This is a genomic window from Dactylosporangium cerinum, from assembly GCF_042653625.1.
Lineage (GTDB): Bacteria > Actinomycetota > Actinomycetes > Mycobacteriales > Micromonosporaceae > Dactylosporangium > Dactylosporangium cerinum.
In genome coordinates this window covers 77,979-98,101 of sequence record NZ_JBHSIU010000021.1, presented here as the reverse complement: position 1 = coordinate 98,101, position 20,123 = coordinate 77,979, and the positions used below count along the sequence as shown (strand labels likewise).

Sequence of the window (20,123 nt, the reverse complement as noted above, 5' to 3'; positions counted from 1 at the left end):
TACCGTGACCTGCAGACCGACATCCCGGTCGCGGACATGTGGGGCATCACCAACAAGGGGGTCCGGGTATGACGGTGAAGGCATCCAGCAACGCCGTTCAGACGCGGCGATCGAGCAAAGCCTGAACGGCGACAAAGCGCACTGAAGGCAACGCCGCGGCCCCATAAAATGACAACTTTCGATTTATAAACCTGGGCGCGCGGCGCGACCGCAACGCCCGTGGCGCCCCTCGAGTGCGGCCCGGCTCGACGGGTCGCACCCGCCTCCCGTCGAGCCGGTCCACCGCTCGCGCCGCCTGGGACTTGTCGCACACCTCGCAATCTCGACACACCCAGAGATAGTGATGGTCTTCCATCAAGAAGATGTTTCCGTCACTATTAGGGTGGGCGTAGCAGTCCGCTGACCAGACGATCACATGCTGTTGGGTCGATGCATGGTTTGCCGCAAGCACTATCGAGACCCACGGCTGCGTTCGGCGCTGTCGCGGACCACATGGTCACGACAGTCACCTGCGTTGCCGAGGCAGGGGCCCTCTCTGCCACGTGGAAGGGATTCATACACAGATGGCAGACACGCCCGAGATCGAGACCGACCTCGTCGACGTGACCGACGTACCGCTGAGCCGCCTGCGGACCATGCGCAACCCGGCAGTTGACCAGGCAGCCCGCCGTCTGGTCGATGAAATCGATGATCCACAGGGCAACGTCGGCGGCCATGAGTCATGACAGGCCTCCGCCATCCGGGCCCGGCGGAGACACCGAGGCGGTGCCACGGCACCGCCTGTCGTTCGACCAGTTCGACCTTCTGGCTTCCGGGGGAGCTGACGCTACGACGATCGATGCGCTGCGCGCCGGCCAGCGCAGCCGCCGGCGGTTGCTGCTGCGGACCATCGTCGACATGGCAACCGCCACGCCGATCGAGGGCGCTGACGCGTTCCCGCCCGCGCAGGCCGCATGGCACGTGCTGGAGGAGGCCGAGCACCGCGATCCGGCGGCATGCGACGACATCCTCATGCATCCGCAGTTCGGCACCTGGGCGGCCCGCACGCTGCTGCGGCTCCGCACGATAAACACGGGACCGGACCATCCCGCCGATCCTCCGCTCTGGCTGGAAGTCGGACACCTGCATGCCATCGCCGCATCCGCCGCGGCGCGGTCCGGGATCAGGTACTCCGGGCGGATCCCCGTGCACGGCGGGTATGCCGTGCTGCCAGGGTTCGGCGCCGCACACGTCGGCGACCACGAGACCGTTGCCGTGGAGATCGACCACGGCGTGCTGCACCTGTCCGGACCGGCGGTGCACGTTGCCGTCCCGGCCGCGGTGCCGGACGAAGTCACGTCGACCGATCACCGCTGGCACCCGATCCGCCGTTTGACGGCTACGGCAGCCGGCAGGTCGCTCACGGTGACGCTGGACGACCTGGATCCGTACCGGGACTTCCGCGACCCGCAACCACCGGCACGGTTGCCGCCGGAGGAAGTGCTTGACTGGCACCGGCTCCTGACGGGGGCGTGGGAGATTCTCGTTGCCGACGACCCGGACGGGGCCGAACTGCTCGCTGCCACGGTCACCTCGGTGGTGCCGCTGCCGGCCTCCCGGCGGTTTCAAACCTTCAGCGCCACCTCGGCCGAGGCGTTCGGCAGTGTCATGATTTCGCTGCCGGAGGACGCAACGACACTTGCCGTCACGCTGGAGCACGAGTATCAGCACATCAAGCTCGGTGGGTTACTGCACCTCGTCCAGCTGGCGATACCCACGCTGGACACCGCGACGTACTACGCACCCTGGAGGGGCGACCCCCGCCCTGTCACCGGCCTCGTCCAGGGCGTGTACGCCTTTCTCGGGGTGACCCGGTTCTGGCAGCGCCGTCGCGAAGCCGGGCTCTCCGGCGCCGCCGCCGAGTTGGCGGATCTGGAGTTCGCGCACTGGCGGGAGCAGACCTGGGATGCGCATGCGGCGTTGCGCGGAAGTCCGGCGCTGACCGCCCTGGGGCAACGCTGGTCGGACCGGGTGGGTGCGCAGTTGGCGAGGCTCCGCGACGTGCCTGTGGATGCCGGTGCCGCAGCCGCCGCCCGCATGTCGGCGACAGATCACCGCGCGGGCTGGCGGCTGCGGCACCTCGCGCCGGACAGCAGCGAGGCCGACCGGCTGTCTGCGGCATGGGCGGCCGGGCAACCAGCGTGGCTGCCGCCGCCGGCAGTCACCGTCACAGACGGTCCCCAGGTGCGCGGGCTGGGACCGCGGACATCGCTGAGCCGGCTGCGCATCGTCGATCCGGCGGCGCTGACCCGGCTCCGCGACGCGCACGATGATCTCGAAGGCTTCGACGACACGACAGCGGCGGACGTGGCGCTGATCGCCGGCGACGACGCAACGGCCGCCGACCACTATCGAGCGGAGATCACGAAATGCCCGACCTGGCTGAGCCGCTGGACCGGTCTCGGGCTGGCGCTGCGACGGATCCGTCCTGAGGCGGCGGCGGCACTGCTGAGCCAGCCCGAATGGGTGTACGCCGTCTGGCATCGACTCGCCGCGCGGACCGTGCCGGCGCCGCCGCCCGACGATGTTGCCGCCTGGCTTGCGAACGCCCGCACGGCGCCCTGACGGAAGTGGTTACAGCGGCATCGGATCGACGTCGAAGTTGGCCCGCATGCTGTGCATCGCCGCCACCGTGGCCGGGTGGTCCTCGCGCAGGATCTGCCGGAATCGGGCAAGGGTGTCCTGGAAGGCCGCTTCCGCCTCGGTCTCCCGGTTCAAGAGGCGCAGATCGATCGCGTAATTCAACGCCGCCGCCAAGGTCGACGGATGGTTCTCACCGAGCACCCGGCGCGCGCGTTCGACGGTGTCGGTGTCCAGCTCCAACGCCTTGTCCACCTTTCCGGCGGCCGCGAGATCGCTGGCATAGTTGCTCGCGCAGATCAGCGTCGCGGGGTGATCCGGGCCGAGGATGCTCCGGAAATGATCGAGTGCGGCACTGTTGAGCTCGCGGGCGGCCTCAATTTCTCCCAGCAGTCGCAGCGTCACCGCGAGGTTGGTGGCCGCCGACAGGGCATGTGGGTGCTCGGCGCCGAGGTTGGAGCGATACCGCTCCAACGTCTCCCGGCCGAGATCACGGGAGCCGGTGAGGTCGCCGGTCTGCCGCAGATCGACCGAATGGTTGACCGCCACGGCAATCGTGGCCGGGTCGTTGTCGCCGTACCGACGCTGGAAGCGGTTGATCGCCTCTTCCGAGAGCTTGCGGGCCGCGGGGTGGTCGCCCGACTTCCGGAACGCGACGGAGAGATTCTTCATCGCCCACAGCGTCGCCGGATTGTCGTCACCGAACAGGCGCCGGCACTTCGCCAGCACGTTTTCCTGGGCCGCCAACGCGTATCGGTAGTTGCCCAGTTCCAGCTCGTCCAGGACCAGGCCGGTCTGCGTGGTGAGCGTGGAACGGCTGTCCTCGCCGAGCACCTGCGCCTTGCGGAGCAGGGTGTCTTTGTCCAGCTTCTGAGCCGCGGCGAAATCGCCCGTCAGACGGAGACTCACGCCGAGGTTGTGGGCGGCGATCAACGTGGCCGGATCGTCCTCGCCGTAGCTGCGCCGGCTCTGCTCGACGACCTGCTCGTCCAGGCGCCGGGCGGCAACGAAGTCGCCGGCGGCACGAAGGTCGGCGGCGACGGAATTGGTCACGGTCAACGTGTCCTCATGCGCGTCGCCGACCGTGCGCTTCAGCACCGCGAGGGTGTGCTCGTCGATGCTCCGGGCCTCGGAGTATCGGCCGAGGATGCGCAGCGCGTGGCCGAGCTGGATCGCCGCGGCGAGCGTCTGGGGATCCTCATCGCCGAGCTTCTCCCGCCATACGCGGACAGCTTCCTCAGCCAGTTCGTAGGCGCCCTGATGATCCCCCCACTGATACAGGAACACGATTTCGTTGATGATCAGCTGGCGCACGAACGAGTCGTCGCAATGCACCGCACCGGACACCCGAAGATGGGGCAGCAGCTCGTTGTAGCGCGCCCAGTTGTCGGACTTGACCGGGTCGTTCGGGTCACCACCGGCCAGCAGGACATGCGCCGCATGGCGCATCTCACTCAGCTGGCGAGCGCCCATCCGACCCATGAGCACCGTCTGCACCAGACGGTGGAGTTGAATGGTGTTGTTCCGGTGATCGATACGAGCGAGCGCATACCTGTTGATGTCGCGGACAGCACGGCTGAGCCGGATGGCATCACGGAGGGTGGCATCGAGATCCATCGGCAGGGGTGCGTTGCGCACCGCCGCGAGCAGGTTGCGGGAAATCGGTTCAGGGGCAAAGAACGAGCAGACGTTCAGGAGTTCGAGCGCGCCGAGATTCCGCGTGCGCAGTGCGTCGAGAGAGATGTTCCAGGCGGCGGCAACAGGAACCTGGTAATCCGGCGGAGGAGACGACTCCAGAATCTCGTTGGTCTTCTCCGCGAGCAGTCGCAGGTACTCCGCGACAGGCATGCCGGTTTCCGCCCGCCACACCGCCGCCTGGTCGATTGCCAGCGGCAGGTCACCCAGCGCGTCAGCCAGCATGTCCGCTTCGGTGTCGGTGATCTCAGAACCGCGCCTACGCAACAATTCCACGCTCTCGGCCCGCTCGAACACATCGACCTCGAGCGTTCGAGTCGATGCCGCCCACTGGAAGTTCCGGGACGTGACGAGAATCCGGCCGGGCCCGTCCACAGGAAAGAACGGCCGGGCTGCCTCCACGTTCTCGGCGTTGTCGAAGACAAGCAACCAGTTCCGGAAAGGACGACCGACCCGCAACGCCTCCAAAACCGCCGGAACGGCGATGTTGGCCTCGCCACGAACTGGAAGCTTCAATTGCAGGGCCAGCGCTACCAGGGCCTGCCGGATGAGTTCGGGCTGCTCGGCAGAGATCCACCACACGACCTGGTAGTCATTTGCGTGCCGGTAGACATATTCCGCTGCGAGTTGCGACTTACCCACGCCACCCATGCCATAGATGGCCTGCGGAAGCACCGCCGTCGTTCCTACGGCCAGCCGGGCGTGGAGATCGTCAAGGAGCCGGCCCCGGCCGGTAAAACTCGCGTTTCGTTGCGGCACGTTCCCGAAAACAGACGGCCGCTCGAGCGCCGGGTCGACCTCCTCGGGAAGGGACCGGACACTGGCCAGGGCAATCTGTGCGGCTTCGGCAAATGAAACGGGCGATCGGCGGGACGCGACCGGGTCCAGTTCACTGCCTCTCGGTTCCGTCTGTGTGGACTCCAGTGTCGGGGTCATCTGACTCGCTGTCCCTGCCGTCTCGGGCATCGTCTCACCGTCCATATGATTCCTGCTCGGCTTCTCGAAAGAATCTTGCCGTGCTTCCCAGCTGCTGAGGCCCGTAACCCCGGCAATATGCCCCAGCCGTCCAGCTCGGGCGAGGTAGGGCCCGGATAGTGCTCTCAGGGTGACGTGTTGCAGCCGCACATACGGTTCGCTTTCCGCGGTGAGCTGCGGGTAGTGCGCGGCATCCGGTGCCTCCAGCGCGGCGCGCAGATTCTGCAACGCCGGAACGCGGGACCCGAGCGCGTCTGACACCAGACGCAGCACCCGGGCCGTATCCGCACGCAGTGCGGTGGCCAGGAGTTCTTCTCGCACACCGGGCTCGAAATCAAATGCCGGCCGGTCGGGACGGAACTCATGACCGCTGTTCACCGTATGCAGCATGCCGCTGGTGAGGACCTCCGAAAGGTCGGACGGTCCGGAGCCGGGCAGCATGGCTCCCTGCACAAGTTCCATCATCGGCACGTTGAGCGGCGCCGCGGCCAGATACCCCGCCAATTGAAACGCCGTTCCGGTAGCCGTGGAGCGGAAATGCAGCACCCGCTCCAGCGGCGACGGTGGCGGGTCGACGAGATCCTCGATCGGATCGGCGACGGGCCATGGCGGCGTTCCCTCTTCGCTGGCCATGACGACCATTGCCGGCGCGGGTCCGACCACGAGACCGGCAACGAACCTCGCCCACCAGCCCAGCCAGCGCACGTCCAGCGCCACCACCGGCACCGGCACCGCCGCGGGTCGCTCGATCGCGGGCGCCTCGAGCATCTCGGCGTCCATCAGACGATTGGGTGCCGCCGGGCCCGGCGTGTTGAGCAGGCAACGCTGCGGGCGCAGTGTCGTGCCGTTCCAGCGCCGCGGGGGCAGGACATTGACCACGGAGGTAGGTCCCGCGCAGGCCCATCGCCACAGCGCCCGCAACGCGCTGCCGCGCCAGGCCGGTCCCACCCCGTCGGTCAGGACCAGCACCACCTTCCGCCCGGTCGGATCGAGGATGCTGGCGGGACTGATCGTCCGTCCGCTGACCGATCCGCCGGCGCGCAACGTCAGCTCATCGCTGTCCGTGTCCATGGTGTACATACGGACGTCGCCGAAGGCCCCCTGCCGTTGCAACAGGGTCGCGAATGCGGATGCCGTCCGCCGCCAGACGACCATCGAACGTCCGACATCGACCACCAGCGCCAGGTGCAGCCATCGCACCGGGGCGGGCCGGAATTCGGGGAGCCACAGCCCGTCCTGGACCGCCCGCTCCGCGGTTCGTTCCTCGTCCAGCTCGACGTCGTGCAACGACAGTGCCGGCCGGCTCAGGGGACGCAGTGCCCGCGCGATCGCCGCCGCACCCGGCAGCGGGTCCACGACTGGCCAGTCGGATTCAACGGTGGCGCCGCGCTGCGGCCGCCGGACCTCCACCTCCGGCTCGACCGGGCCACCGCCAACCGGCTCGGGCGGCACCATCGGTCTCTCGCGCGGAGGCGAAGGTCTGGAGTCGCTGTCGAGATCATCGTCGGGCTCGGGACCGTCCTGGGGCGGGGTGTCCGGCACGGTGCCGGCCACCTCGGGCGGCTCGGCCCGCGTGACCTCACGAAGCGACCGCTGCGCGGCGAGCCACAGGCCGTCAGCGATCTCGTCGGCCGGCAGGCCGACGCCGGGCAGGACGGGACGGGCTCTTGGCGGCGGACTCATCCCGGACCCACCGGCGACAGCCGTTGCCAGATCGCGTCGAGCAGCAGGTTCCACGACTCCTCATCGCGGTTCGCCTCAGTGGACACCAGGAAGAGCGAGTTCAGCAACTGGTCGGCAGCGAGACCGCCGCCGCGCCGGCTGCGGCTGAGGAACTCGCGGATCAGGACGCGTTGGTCCTCGCCGACCGCCGCACCGAAATGTGCCACCACCATGTCCGCGAGTTGTTCCTCGGTCGGCGCCGGCAGTTCCAGTCGGAGGCAGCGTCGCAGGAATGCCGGCGGAAAGTCCCGTTCGCCGTTGCTGGTGATCACCACAAAAGGAAACGCGTGGCATTGGACCCGGCCGGCGGTGATTGTGGCGGCTCTCCCCGGATCGTCGGTCTGCACGACGACCTCCGGCTGCCGCTTGCTCATCCGCACGAGCTCCGGTATGAGGAACTCCCCCTCCTCGAAGGCGTTGAGCAGATCGCTTGGCAGATCGATGTCGCTCTTGTCCAGTTCATCGATGAGCAGCACCCGCGGGAGTTTCCACGGCAGCAACGCGGTGCCCACCGGGCCAAGGCGTAGGTAGTTGCCGATGTCCGCAGCTTCCGTGTCAAGCTTGGCGGATACCGCCTGGGCCCGTCCGATGGCGTCGTACTCGTACAGGCCGCTCTTGAACGTCGATCGGCTGGTGATCGGCCACCGCAATACGCGGCCGAGCCTCAATTCCCGACTCACCTGGTATGCGATAGAGGACTTCCCGGTGCCCGGTCGGCCCGTGACCAGCAGCGGCCTCCGCAGATAGAGCGCGGCGTTGACCATGTCGATCACGTGCGAATCCGCGATGCCACGGGTCACCTGTTCGGCGCCCAGCCGGCGGGCGCCTTCCGACTCGTCGCTCGGCGGAGCGGGCTGCACCGGACCTCCGGTGAACGTCCGCCACGGCGGCGGTTTCGGCAGCGCGGCCGCGAGGTCGATCACCGAGCGGCCGGTGCCGTGGTATATCCACCAGCGTGGCCGCGACGCCGTCACGTGGGGCTCGGCCGCAGACGGACCCTGCAGATTGCTGTCCTCGCCGCTCATCAGTGACAACTCCTCAAAGACGTGGCGCGACAACGGGACCGCCGGATACCACCAGACGTGATGGGTCGTCCCACAGCACCGTGATGAAGTGACCGACGTGACCGTCGACCGTCATTGGATCTGACTGGGTCGCCAGATTTCGAAGTTTCTGGGTCCGGGACGGCAGTTCAACCGGATCTCCGCCGTTCAACATGTCCCGGACCGCCGTCTTGAAACCGTCTCCCATGGCTCGCTCCCGTGGCCAGATGAGGACCGGCAGGCCAGCCCGGAGCGCAATCTCGACCTCATCGACCTCTCCCATTGTCCGGGCCTCCGGCTGCGTCGGCAGAACTAACGACCAGAACCGGTCATCGCCTTTCAGGGACGCCTCGAGGCGAATCAGATTCTTTTCGTCACCGCCCTCCACCCAGAGCGCGCCGGAATCATTGTCATCGCATTCGATCAAGGCCTTCCAGCGGCGACGCCACATGCGGTGCCAATGCGTGTTCCGCATCCGCTCCAAGCTCCGGACGGTAATCGGGTAGTCGAGCGCAAGCTGGCTCGGCCAGGTCGAGTCCGACTCTTTCACCCAACGGTCGATCGGCAGCGAGAGCAGCGCCCTGGGAAGGATGAACTCGATACCGATCGGACCAGTGAAGTCTGCCCATTCGGCTTCCGCCGCAAGGATCAGGTCCTCGACGTGCCGTTCCACGTCGCCGAGGCTGACGATCCGTTCGTCGTGCTGGCGTGGATACCAACCACGCTCGTCGAGCTGCCGCCAATGCGTCAACACGTACCGGTCGCGCTCCAGCGGGTCGGGTTCGAGCTGGAACACCAGGTACGCCCAGCTCGTTGCGGCGGGGGGTCGCAAGTCGGAGCGATCCGCGGTCAGCTCCCGGACCAGCCCCCACCGCACCGCCTGCTCGTCGTTCCACACCTTCAGACCTTCGACGAGCCCCGGGCGGTCTCTCAGCTGCACGGCGAGCCGCTCCACGTAGAGCAGACACGGCGGGATGCCGTCGGCACCCGCGCTCGCGGCCTCCAGAAACTCGAATCCCTCGACGGCGGTCGCGCAACGGTCAGGCAGACCGGCCGAGCGCACCGCCAACGCGCGGTATGCGTCGAACGCCTGGTCCACCGGCACGTCGGCGAGCAGCGCGAACAGCCGGTTCCGGTCGGCGGCGGAGAACAGCGGCAACGCTCGCATCGCCCGCAACTGCGCGCGTACGGCGCGCACGGCGTACGAGTCCTCCTCCAGGAACTCCAGCGTCCGCATCAGCGCGGCAAGGCCACCGGCATGCTGGTGGCAACCCTTTACGATCTGGATCAGATGATGTTTGCGGACCTGCTCTTCGGGAATGGCGAGTGATAGTCCCAGCTCGCTCTCGACAAGTTCGATGCAAGTCCGCCGGTCACTGAGACTCGCCAGTGCGGCCACCCGCTCCAGCGACATCACCAGCGACATCCACCCGCCGGAGCCCTGACCGTCGCCCAGGGTGATCATGTGGGAAGACGGTTCAACGTCGCGCCCGATCAGAACCACGCAACCACAGACTCCTCATCAGGGCACCTCGTATCGTCACGCACGACCAGTTCCTTGACTATGCCCTATGGGTCGGACCGCCGTCCATGATCGAGAAGCCACGGGCGGTGACAGTCCCACAACGGTCGGCCGTCCGGGCGACAACCGCGGATAATAACAATGCGAGGCCGGGACGTCGATCCATCATCGACAATAACGGCGGCAATTGCGGTGAATTGAACTGTCGTTGAACTGATTCACCCGGAGCGACGCCCGCAGATTGCCGGGCGCCACCGGCAGACAATCACGGCAATGCCACAGCAGCCGCAGTCGAGCCGCGCCGGACCGGTCAGGACGGGTACACGGTGCCCGGGACGGCGGTGATGAGCACCGTGGCGACGCCCCGCCAGCCGAGTTTCGCGTAGAGGTGCTGGCCCTCGTCGCTGGCGATGAGGATGCCGCGCTCGGCGCCCGCGTCGAGCGCGGCCGCCGCCAGGGCGCCCATCACCGTGCTGGCCAGGCCCCGGCGGCGGTGGCCCGGAAACGTCGAGATCCGGTCGGCGACCGCGGACGAGCCGGCCAGGCCCATCCAGCCACGAGCGCCGACGTCCCCGGACGCATCGTCGAGGACGGCCGCCGTGCGCACCTCGTCGTCCTCCACCGTCGAGAGCCGGTACCCGGCAGCCGGCGGGAACCGCGGGTGCGAGCGCAGGTCGATCGTCATCATCAGCTCCGACCGGCGCAGCACCACCAGGCCGGCGGCCTCCAGCACGGCGGCCGTGGGGTCCGGGTCGATGGTGGGCACGGTCAGCCAGGTGACCTCGTCCTCGGCGGCCACCCGGTCGGCGAGGAGGCGCAGCGACGCGGGGTCGGTGTCGACCGCCAGGTACTCGACGTCGCGGCCCAGCTGCTGGCAGCGCACCCGCAGGCCCGGACCGAGATCGAGCGCGGCGGGGAGGGCACGGGACGCGCTCCAGCCGCGGTGCCAGCAGGTGCTGAGTTCCCGGAGATCCGTCACGGCCCCAGTAGATCATCAGCGCCGGACTACGCTGCGGCTGCATGGAGGAGTTGCCGGTCCGCAGGGTGCTCGGGGACGTGGTCGAGGCCGTCGCGGAGGGCGGGGCGGTGCTGGTGGCGCCGCCGGGGACGGGGAAGACGACGCTGGTGCCGCTGGCGCTCGCCGGTGCGTTCGAGGGCACGGTGGTGGTGGCGGAGCCGCGGCGGATCGCGGCGCGGGCGGCGGCGCGGCGGATGGCCGAGCTGCGGGGTGAGCGGGTCGGGGAGAGCGTCGGCTACAGCGTCCGCGGCGACCGCAACGTCGGGCCGCGCACCCGGGTCGAGGTCGTCACGACCGGGCTGCTCGTGCAGCGGCTGCTCGCCGACCCGGAGCTGGCCGGCGTCGGCACCGTCATGATCGACGAGTGTCACGAGCGACACCTGGACACGGACCTGGCGCTCGGGTTCCTGGTGGAGAGCCGGCAGGCGCTGCGGCCGGACCTGCGGCTGCTCGCCACGTCGGCGACCGCGGACGCGCAACGGTTCGCGGAGCTGCTCGACGCGCGGATCGTCACGGCCGAGGGGGCGCTGCACGACGTCGCGGTGGTGTGGTGCCCGCCGGAGCGGCCGGTCCGGCCGCCGCACGGGTTGCAGGTCGACCCGGCGTTCCTCGACCACGTCGCGGCCGTGGTGCGGCGGGCATGGCGGGAGACGGACGGGGACCTGCTGGTGTTCCTGCCGGGTGCGGGAGAGATCGCCGCGGTGCGGCGGCGGCTGGCGGACCTGCCGACGGACGTGCTGCACGGCCGGCTGCCCGCGGCGGCCCAGGACACCGCGATCCGGCCGGGCGACCAGCGCCGGGTGGTGCTGGCGACCGCCGTCGCCGAGAGCAGCCTGACCGTGCCGGGGGTGCGGGTCGTGGTCGACGCGGGTCTGGCCCGGGTGCCGCGGACCGATCATGCGCGCGGTCTGGGGTCGCTCGCCACGGTCCGGGCGGCGAAGGCGGCCACCGTCCAACGCGCCGGGCGGGCCGGGCGGGAGGCGCCGGGGGTCGTGTACCGCTGCTGGTCGCCGGCCGACGACGAGCGGCTGCCGGCGCAGCCCGAGCCCGAGGTCGCGGTCGCCGAACTGACCGGGTTCGCCCTCGCCCTGGCCTGCTGGGGCCATCCGGGCGGGACGGGGCTGGCGCTGCCGGACCCGCCGCCGGACGCGGCGATGCGGGTCGCGGCGGCGACGCTGCAGGCGCTCGGCGCCGTGGACGGTGCGGGGCGCGCGACGCCGCGCGGACACCGGATGTCCCGGGTCGGCGCGCACCCGCGGCTGGCCCGGGCGCTGCTGGACGGCGCACCGAAGGTGGGCGCGCGCAAGGCCGCCGAGGTGGTCGCGATCCTCGCCGACGACTCCCTCGCCACGGGTGACGACCTGGCCGCGGCGTGGCGGCACCTGCGCGACAGCAGGGACGGCCGCTGGCGCGCGGAGACCGAACGGCTCCACAAGGGACTCACCGGGGCGCCGACCGGACTGCCCGACGACCTGGTGGCCGGGCTCCTGGTGGGGCTGGCGTACCCGGAGCGCCTCGCCCGGCTCCGCAACAACGGATACCTGATGGCCGGTGGGACGGAGGCCGTGTTGCCGCCGGGTTCGCCGCTGACCGGGCATCCCTGGCTGGCGATCGCGGTCGCGGACCGGCAGCCGGGCAACGCCGCCGCGCGGGTCCGGCTCGCCGCCGCGATCGACGAGGGCACCGCCCGCGAGGCCGGCGCGGCCCTGCTGTCCACAGTGGACGAGGTGACGGCGGAGGGCGCGGAGCGCCGGGACCAGCTGGGCGCGATCACGCTGCGCCGGCGGGAGCTCAGGAACCCGCCGCGGGAGCTGGTCGAGCGGGCGTTGCGGGAGGCGCTCGGCAAGCAGGGACTGCGCTGGTCGAAGGAGGCGACGCAGCTGCGCCTGCGGATGGACTTCTGCCACCGGGTCCTGGGCCCGCCGTGGCCGGACGTGAGCGACGCGAACGTCATCGCGCACACCGACCTGAGCACCGCCACCAGGCTGTCCACAGTGGACTCCGAACGGACGTTGCGGGCGATGCTGCCGTGGCCCGCCGCGCAGCGACTCGACGACCTCGCGCCGGAGCGGCTGCCGGTGCCGAGCGGGTCCCTGATCAAACTCGACTACAGCGACCCCGGGGCGCCGGTGCTCGCGGTGAAGGTCCAGGAGGCGTTCGGCTGGCTGGAGACCCCGCGCGTCGGCGACGGCCGGGTGGCGGTCCTCCTGCACCTGCTGTCCCCCGCCGGCCGGCCGGTCGCCGTCACCCGCGACCTCGCGTCGTTCTGGCGCACCGGATATCCGCAGGTCCGCGCGGAGCTGCGGGGCCGGTACCCACGGCACCCGTGGCCGGAGGACCCGGCGACGGCGGCACCGACGAAAAAGACGAACCCACGGCGCTGAAGCCACCCCGGCGCCTCACCCACCCGGGCCCCGGCCGGCGCGCAGGCTGGAGTCCAGGAGGAGGCGATCCGACCCCGGGAGGGACGCATGGACCTGAGGGCGATGGACCTGACCACGCTGGCGGCGGAGGCGTTCCAGTACGGCTACCCGCTGCTGACCAGCCTCGCCGCGGTCGAACGCGACGGCGGCACGTACAACGCGTTCACGCACCAGCGGCGCTTCGGCGACCAGCGCAACGCGAACCCGGACCTGCTGTACTCGACCGCCCGGCTCGACCTGTCCGGCGGGCCGCTGTGGCTCCGCATCCCCGACACCGGCGACCGGTATCACGTGCTGCAGTTCGTCGACGCGTGGACGGACAACTTCGCCTACGTGGGCCGGCGCTCCACCGGCAGCGGGGAGCGCGAGTTCCTGCTCGTGCCGCCCGGCTGGGCCGGCCGGGAGGCGCCGGGCGCCCAGGTCATCAGGATCCCGACGATGGTGACGACGCTGATCGGGCGGTTCGCCTGCGGCCCGCAGGACGCGGCCGAGGTGCACACGCTGCAGGACGCGTTGCGGATCGAGCCGATGTACCCGCAGGTCCCGCTCGACGGGCTGCCGCACCCGCAGGCCGGGGTCTCCGATGACCTGCTGTTCTTCGAGTCGCTGCGGCGGTCCCTGGCCGCGTTCCCGCCGTCCCCGGCGGAGCGGCGCTACCAGCGCCGGTTCGCGCCGATCGGGCTGCTGGAGCCCGGCGCGTCGCCGTACGCCGGCGCGCCGCGCGAGTTCCGCGAGACGCTGCGCGACGGGCTCGCCGCGGCCCGGGAGCAACTGGAGGAGGAGGCGACGACCCGGCACGCCGGGCTCGTCAACGGCTGGACGAACGACCTGCACCTGTTCGACTTCAACCTCGACTACTTCGAGGTCGGCACCCTCGACACGCCGGAGTGGACGATGGGCGACCGGGACGAGGCGCACCTGATGCGGGCCGTCGCGGCGCGGACCGGGCTGTGGGGCAACCACGCCTACGAAGCGGTCGCGCCGACCGTGCACAAGGACCGCGACGGCGACCGGCTGAGCGGGGCGCACCGCTACGAGGTCCGCTTCCCCGAGCCGCCACCGGCCGACGCCGGGTGGTCGCTGTCCATGTACGACGCGCCCGGCTCGCGCCCGGTGCCGAACCAGCTCGACCGGCGCGCGATCGGCGATGGCACGCCCGGGCTGCGGCGCGACCCGGACGGCTCGCTGACGATCCAGATCCAGCACGAGCGGCCCGACGAGGACACCAACTGGCTGCCGGCGCCCGAGGGCGGGTTCCGGCCGGTGCTGCGGATGTACCAGCCGGGCCCGCCGGTCCTGCGGGGCGAATATCGGCCGCCACCAGTCATGAGGGTCTAGCAAGATATGGGGCATGGACGGTGACCATCTGCCCTACCCGGCGCGGCGGCGGCGGTCCGCGGCCCAGGCTCTGGCCGGGGCGGCGGACGGCACGCTGCCCGCGACACTGACGCGACTGCGGGACGGCGACCGGCACAGCCGCGATGTGGCCCTGTTCATGGCGCTCGTCGGGCGGGACCGCCCGACGCTGCTGGCCACGCTCACCGACGCGGACCCGCGCCTCCAGCTCAGCGCGAGGCTGGCGTGGATCGGCACGGGCGAGACGGAGCCGCAGCCGGTGGCGCAGTTCGTCGCCGACGCGCCCGCCGACACCCGGATGCGGCTGTACCGGCGGATCCGGGTCCGCCGGCGCGCCGATCTGGCCGAGGCGCTCATCGACCCGGTCCGGGCCCGGTTCGGCGACGCCGAGGCGGCCGTGCTGCTCCCGGCGTGCGGCGCGGCGACGGCCGCCCGGCTGCTGCCGCAGCTGACGCACGTGCTCGGCGACCGCAGCGCCCTGACCCGGCGCTTCCCGGGGGTCTGCCTCGACCAGGCGGAGGCGGAGCTGGCGGCGCTGCCCGCCGCCGCCCGCGACGCCTGGTGGGCGCGGCACGCGGTGGGGGTGCTGCAGGCCGCGCCCGCGCTGCCGCACCGCGTGCTGGACCTGCTGGAGCGGCACGCACCGGCGGAGTCGTTGCCGGCGCCGCTGCGCGCCTACGGGGTGCTCGTCGCCGCCGACCCGCTGCGGGTCCTGGAGCTGCTGACCGCGCCGTCCCGGGCGGCCTGGCTGGAGGGCGTGACACTGCCGGTCGCGGTGCTGTCGCGGCTGAGCCGGCTGCCGGTGGCGGGGCTGGTCGGGCTGGCCCGGCGGCTGCGGGGACGCGGCGCCGCGTTCGCCCGGCTGCTGGACGCGGTGCCGCCGCGGGACCGGGAGGAGCTGTTCACCCGCGCGATGTCCGATGTGGACCGGTCCCGGTCGCTGCCCGACCCGGAGGTGCTGGAGGTGCTGCCGGCCGGGCTGCGGGTCGCGGAGGCCCGCCGGGCGCTCACGCTCGACGCGGTGCGGCAGAGCGAACCGGCGACGTTGCGGTTCACGGCGCACCTGCCGTGGGCCGAGGCCGAGGAGCCGCTGCTGGCCGCGACCCGGCAGGCCGGCGTCGCCGAGCGCATCGCCGGCTGGCAGCTGCTGATCCTGTGCGCGGCCCGCAGCAACGACCCGGCCGCCGTGCTGAGCGCGACCCATCACCTGCTGCGGTTGCGCAACGAGCAGGACCCGGTGCGTGGCAACGCGGTCCGCAACCTCACCGAGGTCCGCCCGGCGCTGCTGCGGCCGGAGCTGGTCGAGCCGCTCGAGCAGGTCGTCACCGACGCCGTGCAGGCGCGGGACAGCTCGCCGCTCACCCTGACCCGGCTCAGCGAGCTCGCCGTGCTGGTGCTGCGGGAGCGGTTCGACTCGCCGGTCCTGGTCCGCTGGGCGTTGCACACGTTCCAGCGGCTGCTCGGCGACGACCGGGTGCCGCACCTGGGCAGCCTCGACCGGCGGCTGCGGCGCGGTCAGGAGGTGCAGGCCTTCGAGGCGGTCCGAAGCTGGGTGCAGCTCGGCGTCGAGCGGGCCAGGTTCGAGCCGCTGTTCGCGGTCGCCCGGGCGCTCGGCGAGCGGGCCTGGCGCCTGCCGGACCTGCAGTCGATGCTGGCGCGGGCAACCCGCCGCGGCAACCTCGCCGGTGTCTCCCGCACCGCCGTCGACCTGTGGCTCGCCGACCCCCGGCACCGCGACGACCGGGTCGAGGCGGTCCTGCGCGAGGACCCGTCGGCGATCGCGCTGCCCGCGGTGTGGCGGGCCGTCTGCGCCCGCCGCGACGACCTGCTCGGCGCGGCGCTGACCGGGCCGCCGCCGGCCGGCCGGTTCATCCCCGCCGGGGTCCGCTGGGTCCCGCCCCGCGCCCTGCACCCGCAGCGCTGGCTCCCCCACCACCAGGAGGCGTACGTCGAGCGGCAGGCGGAGGTCGTGCGGGACCCCGGCGCGACCCCGCACACCCGGGCGGCGGCGCTGCGCAACGCGGCACCGGTGCCCGAGGCCGGGCGGCGGCTGGTGCTGCTGGGCGGCTTCACCGGCGGCGGCGACGTCCTCGCCGACGCCGCCCTCGCCGCGTACGCCTGGACCGACCAGGCCGGCGACGCCGTGACGGTGCTGCTCGCCCACGCCGGCGCGGACCGGCCCCGGATCGACGTCGGCGCGGTCGGCCGGGCCAGCCGGATCGTGCCGCCGCGGGTGCTGCTGGAGCTCCTCGACCCGGAGCAGGGCAAGGTGACCTTCCGCAAGGAGGCGGTCCGGCTGCTCGCCGCCCGGTCGGTGCCGGGCGCCGCAGACGCGCTGTGGCGGCTGTGGCAGGACCCGGAGCTGCACCGCGACGTGCGGGTCGCGATCGTGTCGACGGCCCGGCAGCGCGCCGGCGAGCCCGGCATGTGGCGGGTGCTGCGCGCGGCCGGCGCGGGCGGCGACCGCGACGCCGTCCTGGCGCTGCTCGCGGCCGACCCGTGGCTGGTGCCGGCGGGCCTGCGCGCGGACTACGCCGCACTCGTCGTCGCCGCCGGGGCCGGCCCTGACCGGCAGGTGACGACGCGGGCCTGGGCGGTCCTGCCGGTCTGGGCGCCGTGGCTGGCGGACGTCTCCGACGCGGTGACCGCGCGGCTGGCCGACCTCGACGACCGGACCGTCTGGCCCTCGGTGGTGCGGGCCCTGGTGAGCCTGGTCGCCGCCGGGGCCGCCGAGGCGACGCTGGTCGCGGCCGTGCGCACCCTCGCCGGGCTCGACGGTGCCGAACCCACCGGCACGGACCTCGACCGGCCCGCCCGGCGGCGGCTGGAGTCGCTGGTCGGGCAGCTCACCGCCTGGTCCGGCCGGGCCGCCGTGGACGCGCCCGGACGGCACGCGATCGGCGCCGCGGGACGCGTGCTGTCCGCAGTGGATGCCCTGGTGCCGGCGGCGGCGACCCTGCTGCTGGAGGCCGCCGACCTCACCGACCCCACCGGCCTGACCGGGCTGCGCAACCTGGCCGCGGACCGGCCGGTGCTGGCGGCCCGCCTCGCCGACCGGCTCGGGCAGCGGCTGCAGCGCCTCGTCGCCGACCCGGACGTGCCGCTGCGGATCGCCCTCGGGCTCGCCGCCGGCCCAGGGCTCGCCGAGGGACTGTTCGCGCTCGCGTACACCACCAGGGGCAGGGAACTCGGCTGGCCGGGACCGTGGCGGGCGGTCGTCGAGACCCTGCGCCGCCACCCCGTCGCGGAGGTCCGGGACGCGGCGCTGGCGGTCTCACTGGATCAGTGAACATCGTGTTTCCAGACGGCGTACACCTCGCGCGGGCCATCCCGGAACCCGCCGGGCGTGCCGCACCATGTCCGGCGTGAGAGTTGCGCACTTCTGCGACAGCCATGCCGGCCGCTCCGACGGTGTGGCGATCTCGGTCGCGACGACCGTGACCCTGCTGCGCGATGCCGGGCACGAGGTGCAGGTGTACCAGCCGGCACCGCTGCTGCGCGGCCGGGCAGAGCCGTGCGGGGTGCGGTCGGTCCCCGTGCCGTTGCGCAACGTCCGCATCGGCGTGCCCCGCTTCCACGGGATGCGGCGGGTGCCGGACGTCGTGCACGTCCACACCCAGGGGCCGGTCGGCGTCGGCGGGCTGCGGTATGCGCGGGCCCACGACATCCCGGTCGTCATGACCTGGCACACGGACCTGCTCGCGTATTCGGCGCACTTCATGGAGATCCAGCTCGGCGCCGCGCACGCCGCGCAGCGCCTGCAGGTCGGCTGGACCGCCCGGGACTACCTGAAACTGGCCCGGCCCGGCACCGAGCGGCGGGCCCAGCTGCTGCGGGTCGGGCAGGAGTTCCTGGACCGCACCGCGATCATCATCGCCCCGTCGGCGAAGACGGCGGCCAGCTTCGCCGAGTTCGAGCGGGTCCCTCCGGTGTGGACGATCCCGACGTCGGTCGCGCTGCCCGACTGCCCGCTGGGCCGCGACGACCTGCGGCGGTCGCTGCGCCTGCCGGTCGACGCCCCGGTGGTCCTCGCGGTCGGGCGGGCCACGAAGGAGAAGGACCCGGCGCTGCTGCTCGCCGCGTTCGCGCGGCTCCTGCGGCAGCTGCCGGACGCGCGACTGGTCATGCTCGGGGTGCGGCAGCGCCGCCAGGCGGTCCTGCGGCTGGCCCGGCAGGCCGGGGTGGGGCACGCGCTGCGGCTGATCCGGCCGGTGCCGCACGCGCGCATGGCCGCGTACTACCGGATGGCCGACGTCCTCGCCTTCGCGTCGACCACCGACACGCAGGGCCTCGTCATGGTCGAGGCGGAGGCGCAGGGGCTGCCCGTGGTCCTCGCCGACGCGGCGCTCGCCGGCACACACCGGCTGAGCACCGCGCCGGACGCGGACTCGTTCGCCGCCGCGATCGGACGGGTCCTGACGGATCCCTCGCTGCACCGCGAGGTGGCCGAGGCCGGCCGGGCCGCCGCCGAGGCGTACTCGACCCAGCACTACCTCGACCACCTGTTGCGGGTGTACCAGGCGGCTCAGGGTGTCGCCAGGGCCTCCGTCGGGGCGAGCCGGGCCGCCCGCACCGCCGGGTAGAGCCCGGCGACCGCGCCGATGACGAGGGTCGCGACGACCCCGCCGCCGGTCGCCCACGGCGGCACGATCGCCGGCCAGTCGCGGGTCAGCGCGTAGACCGACGTCACCGAGACCCCCAGGAACACCCCGCCGATCCCGCCGAGCGCCGACAGCAGCAGCGACTCGGCGAGGAACTGCAGCAGGATCTGCCCGCGGGTCGCGCCGAGCGCCCGGCGCAGACCGATCTCGGCCCGCCGTTCGAGGACCGAGATGACCATCGTGTTGGCCACGCCGACCCCGCCGACGAGCAGCGCGACCGCGCCGAGGCCGAGCAGCAGCCCGGTGAAGGTCTTGTCGGTGGCCTGCCGGGCGGCGAGCGCGTCGGACGGCCGGGACACCTTGACCTCGTTGGGGTTCTGCGGGTTCGCGGTCGCGGCGAGGACCGATCGGACCGCCTCGACCTGCTCGTCCCGGGAGCGGGTGTACACGGTCGTCGGGTGCCCGTCGAAACCGAGGTACGTCTCGGCGGCCGCCCAGCCGACGAGGGCGGCCGCGTCGAGCTCCGGGGCGAGGGGCACCGGCTGCAGCACCCCCACGACCGTGAACCAGCGGCGGTCCAGGTACACCTGGATGCCCGGGGAGCCCTGGGTGTCGAGGTCGGCCGTGTCGACGCCGAGCCGCCGGGCCGCCGCCGCGCCGAGCACGACCGCCGGGTAGCGGGCCGTGGCGTCGTTGAGCCAGATCCCGTCCGCCAGGGACGCGCCGACGGTGCGTGGCAGGTCCAGGTGCGCGGCCTGCACGCTGATCGCGCCGGTCTGCGCCGCCGGGATGTGGTCGCTGCGATACACGTGCACCCCGGACACCTTGCCGGTCGCGGCGACCTCGGTCACCGGGCCGATCCGCGCGATCATCCCGATCGACTCGTCGGGCAGCGTCGCGTCGCCGCCGAACATGTCGCTGCCGGGGGCGACGGTGAGCAGGTTCGTGCCGAGCGCGTCGAGCTGCCGGTCCAGCTCCGCCCGGCTGGACGAGGAGATGCCGACGACGGCGGTCATCGCGGCGATGCCGATCGCGATGCCGAGCGCGGACAGGAACACCCGCATCGGCCGGGTCCGCAGCCCGGCGCTGCCGACCCGCAGCACGTCGCTGAGGTACAGCCGCACCGGCCGCAGCGGTGCCGTCATGCCG

11 protein-coding genes are annotated in these 20,123 nt (G+C 72.1%); 6 read left to right on the top strand and 5 right to left on the bottom strand.

Features of this window, described 5'->3' with window-relative positions; all coding sequences use genetic code 11:
• The first annotated feature begins 563 nt into the window (after nt 1-563).
• Both ACFPIJ_RS21665 and ACFPIJ_RS21660 read left to right on the top strand, forming a co-directional pair.
• Nucleotides 564-725, top strand: a complete 162-nt coding sequence (locus ACFPIJ_RS21665; RefSeq protein ID WP_380116988.1) for a hypothetical protein — start codon at nt 564-566, stop codon at nt 723-725.
• 40 nt (nt 726-765) lie between these two features.
• Nucleotides 766-2,604, top strand: a complete 1,839-nt coding sequence (locus ACFPIJ_RS21660) for an HEXXH motif domain-containing protein (protein WP_380116987.1) — start codon at nt 766-768, stop codon at nt 2,602-2,604.
• A gap of 9 nt (nt 2,605-2,613) precedes the next feature.
• On the opposite strand, the gene fxsT is transcribed toward ACFPIJ_RS21660, so the two are convergent.
• The 4 genes from fxsT to ACFPIJ_RS21640 form a co-directional block, all read right to left on the bottom strand.
• Entirely contained in the window at nt 2,614-6,972 is a 4,359-nt protein-coding gene (gene fxsT / locus ACFPIJ_RS21655) for an FxSxx-COOH system tetratricopeptide repeat protein (protein ID WP_380116986.1), read from the bottom strand.
• Nucleotides 6,969-8,036: an AAA family ATPase gene (locus ACFPIJ_RS21650; RefSeq protein ID WP_380116985.1), complete on the bottom strand. Its 1,068-nt coding sequence runs from the start codon at nt 8,034-8,036 to the stop codon at nt 6,969-6,971. The genes fxsT and ACFPIJ_RS21650 overlap by 4 nt, the downstream gene beginning before the upstream one ends.
• 13 nt (nt 8,037-8,049) lie before the next feature.
• Nucleotides 8,050-9,519 carry a VMAP-C domain-containing protein gene (locus ACFPIJ_RS21645; RefSeq protein WP_380116984.1) on the bottom strand — a complete coding sequence of 490 codons (1,470 nt, stop codon included), beginning with the start codon at nt 9,517-9,519 and terminating at the stop codon, nt 8,050-8,052.
• Between the two features lie 367 nt (nt 9,520-9,886).
• A complete protein-coding gene (locus ACFPIJ_RS21640; RefSeq protein ID WP_380116983.1) occupies nt 9,887-10,555 on the bottom strand; it encodes a GNAT family N-acetyltransferase in 669 nt (222 codons plus the stop codon).
• 41 nt (nt 10,556-10,596) lie between these two features.
• On the opposite strand from ACFPIJ_RS21640, the gene hrpB reads away from it, so the two are divergent.
• The 4 genes from hrpB to ACFPIJ_RS21620 all read left to right on the top strand — a co-directional run bounded on the left by hrpB (nt 10,597) and on the right by ACFPIJ_RS21620 (nt 18,956).
• Nucleotides 10,597-12,978, top strand: a complete 2,382-nt coding sequence (gene hrpB / locus ACFPIJ_RS21635; RefSeq protein WP_380116982.1) for an ATP-dependent helicase HrpB — start codon at nt 10,597-10,599, stop codon at nt 12,976-12,978.
• A gap of 87 nt (nt 12,979-13,065) precedes the next feature.
• Complete coding sequence (locus ACFPIJ_RS21630; protein WP_380116981.1) at nt 13,066-14,355, top strand: DUF1254 domain-containing protein; 1,290 nt, start codon at nt 13,066-13,068, stop codon at nt 14,353-14,355.
• Nucleotides 14,356-14,368: 13 nt separating this feature from the next.
• The gene (locus ACFPIJ_RS21625; RefSeq protein WP_380116980.1) at nt 14,369-17,662 is read left to right on the top strand and encodes a hypothetical protein; all 3,294 of its coding nucleotides are present in this window, start codon (nt 14,369-14,371) and stop codon (nt 17,660-17,662) included.
• 76 nt (nt 17,663-17,738) lie between these two features.
• Nucleotides 17,739-18,956 carry a glycosyltransferase gene (locus tag ACFPIJ_RS21620; RefSeq protein ID WP_380116979.1) on the top strand — a complete coding sequence of 406 codons (1,218 nt, stop codon included), beginning with the start codon at nt 17,739-17,741 and terminating at the stop codon, nt 18,954-18,956.
• On the opposite strand, the gene ACFPIJ_RS21615 is transcribed toward ACFPIJ_RS21620, so the two are convergent.
• Complete coding sequence (locus ACFPIJ_RS21615; RefSeq protein ID WP_380116993.1) at nt 18,899-20,119, bottom strand: ABC transporter permease; 1,221 nt, start codon at nt 20,117-20,119, stop codon at nt 18,899-18,901. The genes ACFPIJ_RS21620 and ACFPIJ_RS21615 overlap by 58 nt on opposite strands.
• Nucleotides 20,120-20,123: the final 4 nt, after the last annotated feature.

Excerpts from the sequence above, each read along its gene's own strand:
- ACFPIJ_RS21665 (WP_380116988.1), top strand. The coding sequence starts at position 564 with ATGGCAGACACGCCCGAGATCGAGACCGACCTCGTCGACGTGACCGAC.
- fxsT (WP_380116986.1), bottom strand. The coding sequence starts at position 6,972 with ATGAGTCCGCCGCCAAGAGCCCGTCCCGTCCTGCCCGGCGTCGGCCTG.
- ACFPIJ_RS21650 (WP_380116985.1), bottom strand. The coding sequence starts at position 8,036 with ATGAGCGGCGAGGACAGCAATCTGCAGGGTCCGTCTGCGGCCGAGCCC.
- ACFPIJ_RS21645 (WP_380116984.1), bottom strand. The coding sequence starts at position 9,519 with ATGATCACCCTGGGCGACGGTCAGGGCTCCGGCGGGTGGATGTCGCTG.
- hrpB (WP_380116982.1), top strand. The coding sequence starts at position 10,597 with ATGGAGGAGTTGCCGGTCCGCAGGGTGCTCGGGGACGTGGTCGAGGCC.
- ACFPIJ_RS21630 (WP_380116981.1), top strand. The coding sequence starts at position 13,066 with ATGGACCTGAGGGCGATGGACCTGACCACGCTGGCGGCGGAGGCGTTC.
- ACFPIJ_RS21625 (WP_380116980.1), top strand. The coding sequence starts at position 14,369 with ATGGACGGTGACCATCTGCCCTACCCGGCGCGGCGGCGGCGGTCCGCG.
- ACFPIJ_RS21615 (WP_380116993.1), bottom strand. The coding sequence starts at position 20,119 with ATGACGGCACCGCTGCGGCCGGTGCGGCTGTACCTCAGCGACGTGCTG.